This is a genomic window from Gardnerella sp. 30-4 (assembly GCF_001641215.1).
GTDB classification, from domain to species: Bacteria; Actinomycetota; Actinomycetes; order Actinomycetales; family Bifidobacteriaceae; genus Bifidobacterium; species Bifidobacterium leopoldii.
The window spans coordinates 1-1,694 of the sequence record NZ_LXJL01000151.1; the positions used below are offsets into that span (position 1 = coordinate 1).

Sequence of the window (1,694 nt, forward strand, 5' to 3'; positions counted from 1 at the left end):
TTTATAAACATAAGTTAGTAAGTATCAACTTTAGTTGGTGTTCATTGCATTCTTTTCAACACGCCGACTTTGCTTGATATTCCAACAAAAATAAAAAACAAAACTGTAATTTTTTTCTTATGCTCGACACTTTCGTTTTGCAACATTAGAATGTCCCTTTGGCATATGGGTCGGTGGTGCAATGGACCTCCCAGAAGCTGCCATCCCAGCGCTCAATGAGTGCTTGTTTTTTAGCGACACTTGTTTACACAACATTTTGCATAGCTTGTTTTTGCAAGGAGAAGAAATGAATTCATTATTCACGTGGCAGCTTCACGGTAATGGCAAAACGTTAAAGCCTGGTGAAGTTGTAGAGCCAGACGAGCGTTTGACTTGGACTCGTACTGCTGGAATTGGTGCTCAGCATGTTATTGCAATGTTTGGTGCTACGTTCTTGGTGCCTATTCTTACAGGCTTTGATCCATCAACAACATTGATGTTCACTGCTATTTCTACAGCACTGTTCTTACTTATTAACGCAAATAAGCTTCCTAGTTATCTGGGAAGCTCTTTTGGTCTTATAGCACCTGTTATGGCTGTAACAACAGCTCATAAAGGTATTGCAGTTGCAAGCTTTGGCATTATGTGCACAGGTTTACTTCTTGCTCTTATAGGTGTGCTTGTACATTTTGCAGGAGCTAAGTGGATTGACATTATTATGCCGCCTGTTGTAAACGGTGCAATCGTTGCAATTATTGGTTTTAATTTAGGACCTGCAGTTTGGACTAATTTCCAGAAAGCTCCAGATACGGCTCTTGTGACATTAGTTGCTGTAATGCTTATTGCTGTAGTATTTCGCGGTCTTCTTGGTCGTTTAAATATTCTTTTAGGTGTTCTCGTTGGTTACGCTTATGCATGCTTCCAAGGTCAAGTCGATTTTAAAAAGATTGAAGAAGCTTCTTGGATTGGTTTTCCTAAATTCCACACTCCACAAGTTGATTTCTCTGTTCTACTTATGTTCTTGCCGGTAGTACTTGTTCTTATCGCAGAAAATGTTGGTCACGTAAAGTCTGTAGCTCAAATGACTGGTCGCGACTATGACTCTAAGATTGGAACTGCATTATTTGCAGATGGTTTTGGTACAGCTATTGCTGGTTTATTCGGTGGCTGTGGTACTACTACGTACGGCGAAAATATCGGTGTTATGGCCGCAACAAAGGTCTATTCTACTGCAGCTTATTGGTGTGCTGCAGCTTTTGCATTCATCCTGAGCCTTTGCCCAAAGTTTGGTGCTGTTGTAAACTCAATTCCAGCTGGTGTTCTCGGTGGCGTGACCACTTTGCTTTACGGCATGATTGGCATGATTGGCGTAAGAATCTGGGTAGAAAACAAAGTGAACTTCGATAAGCCAGTGAATATTATGATTGCTGCAATCGTTATGATTATTGGTATTGCTAACTTCCAGTTTGCTATTTCTGGCATTCAGTTCAACGGTATTGCAATCGGAACCGTTGTGGTGTTGGTTGTATATCACTTATTGAAGGCTATTGGAAAGCTTACTGGTACGATCGCTAAAGATGATCCTGATGTTGCCTAGCTTAAATGCTCCAATTTGATTTAATTTAATCGCTTTAAGCGCGCTTGCATTAATTTGCGGGCGCGCTTTTTGTAATTAGTTTTGATTACATAATATGTAGAGTGGGAATAATTAATAT

General features: G+C 40.1%; 1 protein-coding gene. It reads left to right on the forward strand.

The features are described from left to right. Positions 1-286: 286 nt before the first annotated feature. Positions 287-1,576 carry a uracil-xanthine permease family protein gene (locus A5294_RS06310; RefSeq protein ID WP_004119362.1) on the forward strand — a complete coding sequence of 430 codons (1,290 nt, stop codon included), beginning with the start codon at positions 287-289 and terminating at the stop codon, positions 1,574-1,576. Positions 1,577-1,694: the final 118 nt, after the last annotated feature.